Genomic DNA, 9,027 nt, shown 5'->3' with positions numbered 1-9,027 from the left:
ACTACTACGGCTCGTTCGCGGGCGAGCACTCCTGCGGCAGCGAGGACGTGCCCGGCCTGTGCGCCAAGGCGACGGGCAACAGCAAGATCGCCCTGCTCACCTGGAAACGCGACCGGTTCGAGGCGTTCCACGCGGCGTCGGGCGGTGGCAGCGTCACCACAAGAACCCTCGCGCCGACCGGCACGACGGTCACGGTGAACGCCAACCTCGGTACGGCGGGCCAACTCCACGTGGCCCTACTGGACGCGGCCGGCACCCCGGTCCCGGGTTACGAGACGTCGAACCCGATCACCGGTGACACCCTGGGCACGACGGTCGGCTGGGGCACCAGAACCACCATCCCGGCCACCGGCGGCCCATTCCGCCTGCGGTTCGAACTGACCGAGGGTGACCTGTACTCGTATTCGATCAGTTGACATGAACCTGCTTGTCCCGCAACGGGTCTTCCTAAGCAGAACATTCCCGGCATATGCTCGGCGAGGCCTCTTCGGCGCCGCCGGGTTCGGTGACAACGCTCTTTTCCGCACCGGAACACGGCGATAGTTTCGGCGCGGAAAGGAAATGGATATGTCTCGGCGGTTCAGCGTCGCGCTTGTCTCGGTGTGTGCGTTCGTGTTCGCGGTTCAGCCCGGTCAGTCCGCGGCTTCGGGCGGGCACGGTCACCAACCGGACCGCACCCGGCCCGCCGACTGGACGGTGTACGCGTTCAGCCAGTCCGAGGCGAACCAGAACGACCCGCAGGTCCACCGGCTCGACCCGGACGTCAACATCCGGGCCTTCCAGAAATGGTCGACGCACGGCACCCGGCCGGGCGACTACGACTTCGGCCAGATCGCGCGATATCACCGGCAGGGCACGGCGTTCGTCGGCGGCGGGACGGTCAGCGTCATCTTCCCGGCGGAGTTCGACAGCGCCGCGACCTTCGACGGCATGTCCACTCGCGACGCCGACAACCTGCCGGTACCCCACGACGAGGTGGTCCCGGGGGCACGGCGGGGCAACATGTTCAACCCGGCGTACCGCGAGTACCTGCTCGACTGGGCGAAGGTCCAGATTGACGGTGGTGTGGACGGCCTGTTCTTCGACGAGGTCCTGTCCGGGTTCAGCGGTGGCCAGAAGTACGGCTACAACGGCAACGAGGGTTTCGACGACTTCGCCGTCGCCGACTTCACCCGGTACCTGCTGGCGAGATATCCCGCGTTCACGGCCGCCGACTGGACGTCCCGGTTCGGGATGACCGGGGACAACCTGCCGCGCCGGGACGTGCCGCCCGGCGACCTGGCGCACAACTTCAACTACCGGACCTACCTGCTTGCCAACGGCTGGAACAAGAACCCGCTGACGCCGGCCAACCCGCTGGCCGCCGAGTGGGGTGACGTGACCGACAACCGGCTGTACGCCGACGACACCTCCTTCACCGCGACGTACCTGCGCCGCTACTGGCGGACGATGGTGCACGAGCTGCGGGCGTACGCGGCGAACACCGCCCACCGTCGGATCCTGATCACCTCCAACGGTTTGCTGCCGTACGTCGACTTCAACAGCGTCGGGATGTACCCGTGGAACCCCGACGAGCAGACCCCGGACGGGCGGGGTGCCAACTACGTCCCGACCGTCGGCGGTCACCTCGACGGCGCGAAGTCGTTGCAGGCCAACTACCGGTACCTCAAGGACCGCAACCGCCGGATCGCCGGGGACGTGCCCGCGGTGGTGTTCATCGACTGGCCGACGGACATGATGACGGCGTACCTGAACCTGCCGCTGTCCGAGAAGAAGGACTACTGGCGGATCTTCGGGGCCGAGGCGTACGCCAACGGGCTGTTCCCCGCGCTGCACCTGAGGGACACGGTGGGCGGCCCGACCGCGGAGCAGTCCGGCACGCTGCCGTTCTTCCAGGAGTACGCCCGGTTCTTCGCGGACCACGCGAACCTGTTCCGGGCCAACGACCACAGCCCACAGGCGGTGCGCGTCGGCGCGGGGAACGTCTCGGGCGGCGTGCTCGTCCAGCGGGGCACCGGGGCACGGACCGTGCACCTGGTCAACCACGACTACGACCAGGGCATCACGCCACGGACCGACCTCAGCGTGAGCGTGGCCGTCCGTACCTGCCCGGCGCGGGTCACCATGGTCTCGCCCGACTTCCCCGGGTCGAAGTCGCCGCCCTTCTCGTGCCACCACGGCAGGCTGACCGCGACCGTCGACCGCCTCGACTACTACGACGTGCTCGTGCTGGGTTAGCGCGATGCCCGATGGCGGGTTGGGGGCCGGTCGCGCGGGGTACGCCTGTGTCGCGAACCGAGCAGAGGAGCGTCCGATGGCGGGCTTTTTCGACCGGATCAAGAATTTCCTGCGGAGTCCCAAGGGGCAGCAGCTGACGAACAAGGGACGCGAGCTGGCGAAGGACCCGCGTAACCGCGAGCGCGTCCGGCAGGCCGCCCAGCGGCTTCGCCGCAAGCGCTGAGGCCGGCGCCCGGAAGCAGGCCGCTACTCGCCCGGCAGGGGGCGCGCGACGAGCACCGGGCACTGGGCGTGGTGCACGAGGGCCTGGCTGGTGGAGCCGAGCAGCATGCTCCGGAACCCGCCACGTCCTCGGCTTCCCACCACGACGAGCTGTGCTCTGGCGGACCACTCCAGCAGCGCGTGCCGGGGCCGTGCGCCCACGAGCTCCCGGCGCACCTCGACATCGGGGTACTTCTCCTGCCAACCGGCGAGCCGTTCGGCCAGGAGCAGCAGCTCGCCGTCCTTGATCGAGTCCCATTCCATGAGGTACTGCCCGCTGCTGTACCTGGCCCCGTAGGTGTCGTCGTACCACGCGTGCAGCGCGATCAGCGCCACCCCACGCAGCGACGCCTCGTCGAACGCCAGCGCCACCGCCACCTCGCTGACCGGACTCCCGTCGATGCCGACGATCACCGGACCCTCCTCGGGCACGCCTGCCGGACCGAACCGGCCGCGAACCACCAGCACCGGGCAGTGGGCGTGGCTCACGACGGCCGCCGCGGTGGAACCGAGGAGCATGTCGGAGAAACCGCCCACGCCGGTGTGTCCGACCACGACCATCCGCACCGACCGGGACAGCTCGATCAACAACGGGACGGGCGGCCCGGTCGGCATGTCGGTCGTGACCGTGACCGACTCGTCCACCCCATGTGCCAACCCGACGGCGTCACGGAGGAGCCGCTCGCCGTTGTCCCGGAACGAGTCGACCAGGACGGTGGCCTCCGCGATACCGACGCCCTGCCACGGCACCGTGAGGCGGAGCGCGTGCACGACGTGCAGTCGTAGCCCGCGGTTGGCGGCCAGCCCGACCGCCCACAGGACGGCCTCGTCCGAGCCGGCCGAGCCGTCGACACCGACCACGATGGTCTGTTCCGGGACGGTCATCGCCTACTCCTGACGCTCTCGGTGGCCGAGTCGTCCGCGTCGTGACCTCGGCCGAACTCGGACGGCGAGCATCGCTCTCAGCCCCGGGAGAACGCGGCCAGCGCTGGAGCGTTGACCTCTGCCAGCAGACGCCCCTCGCCGGCGTGTGCGGGTCGCGGTGGACGGCCGGCGCGCGCGAGCTCGCGTTCGAACGCGTCGGCGTGGGCGACGACCAGCCGCAGCGGGTGTTCGAACTCCGCGTGAACGCTCAGGTCCGCCAGCGGCACGGTGTGCTTGAGCAACGCGACGCCGTACACCACCGCGGCGCCGCCGACGACCGACGTGCCGGCGAGCTCGAGAAGGCGCCGCAGGTCGATGTCGTCGGCCCGGCCGACCGGCGAGGAGATCTCGACCCACGCCGAGCCGTCCGCGTCGGGCAGATGATGGACGGTCACCTGCTGCTCGCCCGTGCCGAGCCGGAAACGCAGCCAGTCGTCCGTCTCTTCCATGATCTCGTACTTGGTCCGGACGTAGTTGATCACGTCACGCCAGGTGGTCATCTCCGTACGTCCTTTCGTGTGCTGGTCTTCCCGTACCGTCGGTGGTGCGGGTCGTCGGTCTGCCGGCGAGGAGGGTGGTTGTCATGCATCGAGAGCTTCGGGCCTCCGACGCCGAGCGCGCGGCGGTCGTGCAGCGGCTCGAGCACGCGGTGGGGGAGGGCCGTATCTCCATGGCGGAGTTCGAGGAACGCGTCGCGGTCGCGCACCAGGCCAGGACCCGCCAGGAGCTGGCCGAGCTGACGGCCGATCTGCCTCGCAGCCTGTGGTGAGCCGGCACCGGCCCGGAGGCTCATTCCTTGCCGTCGGTGACGTCGCCGAGCCGGGTGACGGCGTCGGTCCTCAGCATGGCGTCCTGCCGGTGGCCGTTGGTCTCCGCCGCCGTGGGATCGTCGGTCTGTGTCGCCCGCTCGAAGAACCGCAGCAGCTCGACCGGGAACGGCATGACGAGGGTGCTGTTCTTCTCGGCGGCCACGTCGACCACGGTCTGCAGCAGGCGCAGCTGCAGGGCTCCCGGCGTGTCGGCCATCGCCCTGGCCGCGTCCGCGAGCTTGGCCGACGCCTGGAACTCGCCGTCGGCGGCGATGACCCTGGCGCGGCGTTCCCGCTCCGCTTCGGCCTGCCGTGACATCGAACGCTTCATTCCTTCCGGCAGCGCGACGTCCTTGACCTCGACGCGGTCGATGTGCAGGCCCCACGGCCCTTCGGTGGGCGCGTCGATGACGGCCTGCAGCTCGGCGTTGATCTGGTCGCGGTCGGACAGCAGGGTGTCCAGGTCCGCGCGGCCGATCACCGACCGTAGCGAGGTCTGGGCCACCTGGGAGACGGCCGTGGGATAGTGCTCGACGTTGATGATGGCCTTGACCGGGTCGGCGACCCGGTAGTAGACGACCGCGTCGACGGTCAGTGTGACGTTGTCCTTCGTGATGGCGCCCTGTGCGGGGATCGGCATGACGATGGTCTGCATCGACACCTTCCGCATCCGGTCGGCGATCGGGATTATCAGGCGTAGCCCGGGTTCCCGGATGGCCGGGAGCAGCCGCCCGAAGCGCAGCACGACGCCTTTCTCGTACTGCTGCACCATGCGCACGGCGGACGCCGGCACTATCAGTACGACGAAGACGATGATGAGAACGATGACAGCGACCATGAGGTGTTCCAGACGAGTGAACTGGTGGGAGTGGTTACCTGTGCGGGTGACGGGTACGCAGCCGGGGACGCCAGGCCCGGTGGACTTTCTGTTGCGGGACAACGGGAAGCAGGCCCGCGGCGGCCAGGATGTCGGCGGGTTCGGCCGAGTTGGCACGCCGTGCCGCCAGCATGACGGCGTCATGGCCGGCCTCGGCGGGCGCTTCCGGTGGCACGACCAGCAACGTGAGCTGCCGTCCGTCCGATCCGGACACTCGCACGATGTTCTTCTCCCGCGGGCGAAGGGCCGTCAGCCGAACCGCTCGATCGGCCACGGCGACCGGGTGCCACGCGTCGGCGGCGAACGCCACCCGGGTGACCGGACCCAGCCGGCTGGTGAGCACGTCGATCAGCGCCGCCAGCTCGTCGGTGAGCGCACGAGATCGTGGCCACCAGGCGCCGTCGACGTGTCCGGTCGGCGGGGCGTTCGGCTTGAGCCACAGTCGCAGCGGTGCGTCCACGGTGGCCTGTGCGGTGCTGTCGGTGATGTCAGTGTGTGAGCCCGACGTCACGTCGGTGCTCCTGTCCCCGGTCCGCTGACGGCCGGCGTAGGACCTCGCCGAGGACGACGCCGGCTCAACCGCCGGCGTGCGAAGTGCTCTCGGTAACCCCGAGACTACACCCACTCACGAGGTGAGCACGCACGAGCGAACGCGGGCCGCCGTCGTGTTCTCGGCGCCGTGGTGCTCCCGATCGGCGGTTCTGCCGTCCGGCCGTGCGCGACCACGCTCCACGTGGCCTTCCACTGTGCCAGAATCGAGGTGTTCCACGGGTCGGGTGTAGTGCTGGGGGAACTGACGGTTGTGCGCATTCTGGTCCTTGGCCCTGTCGAGCTGACCACAGCGGACGGCACGCGAGTGCCGCTGGGCGGGCCGAAGCCGAAGGCGTTGCTGCTGGCGTTGTTGCAGCAGCGCGGACATGTCGTGTCCCGGGCACAGATCGTCGACCTGATCTGGGACGAGTCGCCGCCGTCGTCGGCGCATGCTTCGGTGCACACCTACGTTTCCGCGTTGCGGCGGGGGATCGTCGCCGCCGGCGGGACCGAGGCCACGCTGGCCACCCGTGCGCCCGGCTACCTGCTGGACGTGTCCGCCGGCGACACCGACCTCGGTGACTTCACCGACCACGTCGAGCGGGCCCGGCACGCGGAGCGTGCGGGGGACTTCCCGCACGCGGCCGAGTCTTACGACGCGGCACTGGACCTCTGGCGCGGCCCGGCGCTGGGCGGTGTGGACGCGGGGTTCGCCCGCACCTGGGCCGCGACGCTGCTGTCCGAACGGCTCGACGCCGAGGAGGGCCGGGCGCGGGTCGGTCTGGAGCTGGGGCGCGCGAGCGAGGTCGTCGCCGGCCTGACCCGTCTGGTCGCGGCACATCCCCTTCGGGAGGAGAGCCGGGGGCTGCTGATGCGGGCGCTGCACGTCAGCGGCCGGCAGGCCGAGGCGTTGGAGGTCTACCGCACCGGCCGTTCGCAGCTGCTCGACGAGTTGGGGATCGAGCCGGGCGAACGGTTGCGGGCACTGCACACCGAGATCCTCGCCGGGCCCTCCCGCCGGCCCACGCCGGTCCGGACCCGGGTCGCCGGCCCGGCGCCCCGCCCGGACGACTACGCGGCGCCGAGGAACCTCCCGCCGGACATCGGCGACTTCACCGGCCGCGACGAGGACCTGGCCGCGCTGCTGCGGATGGGCGCCGAGCCGGACAAGCGGACGGTGGTGGTGTCCGGGTTCGGTGGCGTGGGGAAGTCCGCGCTGGCCGTCCACGCCGCGCACCTGCTGAGCGACCGGTTCCCGGACGGCCAGCTGTTCGCCGACCTGCGTGGCGCCGGCCGTGACCTGGACGCCCACGAGGTGCTCGCCCGTTTCCTGCAGGCGATGGGCATGCCCGCCGCCGCGGTGCCGGCCTCCACGGACGAGCGTGTCGAGCAGTACCGGTCCCGGGTCGCCGGCCGCCGGCTGATCATCGTGCTGGACAACGCCAGGAGCGAGCACCAGGTGCGCCCGCTGCTCCCCGGCGCCCCGGGCAGCCTGGTCGTGATCACCAGTCGTTCGCGCCTGACCGGGCTGGAGAGCATGACGTCCATCGAGCTGGACTTCCTGGCCGAGGAGTCCGCGATCGCGATGCTCGGCAAGATCATCGGCGCGGACCGGGTGGCCGCCCAGCGCACGGACGCCGAACGGATCGCCGCGCTGTGCGGCGGGGTCCCGCTCGCGGTCCGGGCCGCCGGGGCGAAGCTGCTGGCCCGGCCGCACTGGCCGCTGAGGTCGCTGGTCGTCCGGCTCGCCGACGAGCGCCGCAGGCTGGACGAGCTGACCGTGGGCGACCTGGCGATCCGGTCGAGCCTCGGGTTGAACTACGCCGAGCTGGACGACCGGCAGCGGCGTGCGTTCCACCTGCTGTGCCTGCTCGACCTGCCGGACTTCGGCTGGTGGCCGGTGGTGCCGCTGCTCGGCGTGCCACCGCAGGACGCCGAGGACATCGTGGAGCACCTGGTCGACCTGCGTCTCGTGGACGTCGCCGGGGTCGATGCCATCGGCCGGGTCCGGTACCGGCTGCACGACCTCGTGCAGCTGTTCGGGAGCGAGCAGGCCGTCGAGGAGGACGTGGCGGCCGCGGTGACGCGGACGCTGGAGACCTGGATGGTGCTCGTCGCGACCACCACCCGTGAGCTGCCTCGGGTCACCATCCCACCGGCCCGGGTGTCCGTCCCGGCCATCGACGTCGATCCGGCGCTGGTCGAGGACGCCGTGGAGGAACCGGCCGCATGGCTCGCGGCCGAGGCCGCCGCGGTCGTGCGCGTGGTCGAGCGGGCACACGACCTCGGGGTCGCGCACGGCATCGTGATCTCGCTGGCCTCCCTGCTGACCGCGCCGTTCGCCACCCGCAACGAGTTCGACGCCTGGCAACGCACCAACGAGGCCGCGCTCTCGGCGGCCGTGGCGAGTGCGGACCCGGCGGCGGAGGCGGTCATGCTGGCCGGCGTCGGCGACGTGCACGCCAAGAAGGACGACTTCCCGACCGCCCTCGACCACCTGCGGCGGGCCCGCGACCTGGCCGAGGCGGTCGGCGACGACGACACCGTCGCACTGGCGCTGCTCGGCACCGGCAACGCCTACCTCGAGCTCGCCGAGTTCGACGCGGCGGTCCGTGACCTGCGCGCCGCGGCGGAGCTCGGTGAGCGGACCGGGCACCGGGACATCGTGGCGGCGGCGAACTACGGCCTCGGTGCGATCAGCCGCGACCACGGCGACATCGCCGAGGCCACCGAACGGCTCACCCGCTGCGCCGACGAGTACCGCGAGGTGCGCGACCAGCGGGGCGTGGGGTTGGCGCTGCGTGGCCTGTCCCTCTGCCACCGCGCGGTCGCCGACCACGCGGGCGCCGAGGACCTCGCCGCGCGAGCCGTCACGATCCTGACCGACATCGGCGACGAGCTCGGCACGGCCTACGCCCGCCAGTCGTGGGCCAAGGCGGCGCTGCGCCTCGGGCACGACACCGCGACCGTCGCGGCGACGCTCGACGAGTGCCTCTACACCTGTGCCCGCATGCGCGACCGGTTCGGCGTGGCGCTGATGACCCGCACGATCGGCGAGCTGCACCTGGCCACCGGCGACCTGCCGGGGGCGCGGGCGACGCTGGGCGCGGCCCTGCGCCTGTGGACGGAGCTGGACCTGCCCCTGTGGCAGGCGCGGACCCTCCGCGACCTGGCGGCCGCGACGGTGACCGACGATCCGGAAACCGCTGGGGCACAGTGGAACCGGGCACGGGAGCTGTGCATCCCCAGGAAGGCCCGGGAGTCGGGTGAGCTGGCGGTCCGCACCCCGGCGGCCTGGCTCGCCGAGGTGGCCCTACCACCCCGTTTGTAGGCGTCTTGTAGGGCGCGAAGCCGGCGTGCGGGCCGCGTGGAGGGCGTTTGTAGCGC

Annotated in this window: 8 protein-coding genes and 1 pseudogene; 5 read left to right on the top strand and 4 right to left on the bottom strand. The window is 71.1% G+C overall.

Going from position 1 to position 9,027, the window contains the following annotated elements:
* From VET29_RS32320 to VET29_RS32310, 3 genes are all read left to right on the top strand, one after another.
* On the top strand, positions 1-416 hold a 416-nt coding region (locus VET29_RS32320), incomplete at its 5' end, for a hypothetical protein (RefSeq protein ID WP_324927773.1).
* Positions 417-567: 151 nt separating this feature from the next.
* A complete protein-coding gene (locus tag VET29_RS32315; protein WP_324927771.1) occupies positions 568-2,238 on the top strand; it encodes a hypothetical protein in 1,671 nt (556 codons plus the stop codon).
* Between the two features lie 76 nt (positions 2,239-2,314).
* On the top strand, positions 2,315-2,461 hold the full coding sequence (locus VET29_RS32310; protein WP_324927768.1) for a hypothetical protein: 147 nt from the start codon (positions 2,315-2,317) through the stop codon (positions 2,459-2,461).
* Positions 2,462-2,484: 23 nt separating this feature from the next.
* Here VET29_RS32310 and VET29_RS32305 read toward each other — a convergent pair whose 3' ends face one another.
* Entirely contained in the window at positions 2,485-3,384 is a 900-nt protein-coding gene (locus tag VET29_RS32305) for a universal stress protein (RefSeq protein WP_324927766.1), read from the bottom strand.
* 167 nt (positions 3,385-3,551) lie between these two features.
* Positions 3,552-3,923: pseudogene (locus tag VET29_RS32300) on the bottom strand (hypothetical protein); the annotation flags it as partial.
* 83 nt (positions 3,924-4,006) lie between these two features.
* Here VET29_RS32300 and VET29_RS32295 point away from each other — a divergent pair.
* Positions 4,007-4,192 carry a DUF1707 domain-containing protein gene (locus VET29_RS32295; RefSeq protein WP_324927764.1) on the top strand — a complete coding sequence of 62 codons (186 nt, stop codon included), beginning with the start codon at positions 4,007-4,009 and terminating at the stop codon, positions 4,190-4,192.
* A gap of 20 nt (positions 4,193-4,212) precedes the next feature.
* Here the strand turns inward: VET29_RS32295 and VET29_RS32290 are convergent, their stop codons facing one another.
* Positions 4,213-5,070 (bottom strand): slipin family protein, encoded by an 858-nt coding sequence (locus tag VET29_RS32290; protein WP_324927762.1) that lies wholly within the window; start codon positions 5,068-5,070, stop codon positions 4,213-4,215.
* 34 nt (positions 5,071-5,104) lie between these two features.
* Positions 5,105-5,620 carry a DUF5994 family protein gene (locus VET29_RS32285; protein ID WP_324927760.1) on the bottom strand — a complete coding sequence of 172 codons (516 nt, stop codon included), beginning with the start codon at positions 5,618-5,620 and terminating at the stop codon, positions 5,105-5,107.
* A 291-nt stretch (positions 5,621-5,911) separates the two neighbouring features.
* Between VET29_RS32285 and VET29_RS32280 the strand changes: the two genes are divergently transcribed.
* Entirely contained in the window at positions 5,912-8,971 is a 3,060-nt protein-coding gene (locus VET29_RS32280; protein ID WP_324927758.1) for an AfsR/SARP family transcriptional regulator, read from the top strand.
* Positions 8,972-9,027 lie beyond the last annotated feature (56 nt).

Origin of the sequence: Actinophytocola sp. (genome assembly GCF_035634895.1) — a bacterium.
In the GTDB taxonomy this organism is placed as follows: Bacteria; Actinomycetota; Actinomycetes; order Mycobacteriales; family Pseudonocardiaceae; genus Actinophytocola.
Note: the sequence above shows the minus strand (reverse complement) of the source record. Positions and strands in the feature narration are given on the sequence as shown.

Coding starts and splice junctions, on each gene's coding strand:
- VET29_RS32295 (WP_324927764.1), top strand. CDS start 4,007: ATGCATCGAGAGCTTCGGGCCTCCGACGCCGAGCGCGCGGCGGTCGTG.
- VET29_RS32310 (WP_324927768.1), top strand. CDS start 2,315: ATGGCGGGCTTTTTCGACCGGATCAAGAATTTCCTGCGGAGTCCCAAG.
- VET29_RS32290 (WP_324927762.1), bottom strand. CDS start 5,070: ATGGTCGCTGTCATCGTTCTCATCATCGTCTTCGTCGTACTGATAGTG.
- VET29_RS32315 (WP_324927771.1), top strand. CDS start 568: ATGTCTCGGCGGTTCAGCGTCGCGCTTGTCTCGGTGTGTGCGTTCGTG.
- VET29_RS32305 (WP_324927766.1), bottom strand. CDS start 3,384: ATGACCGTCCCGGAACAGACCATCGTGGTCGGTGTCGACGGCTCGGCC.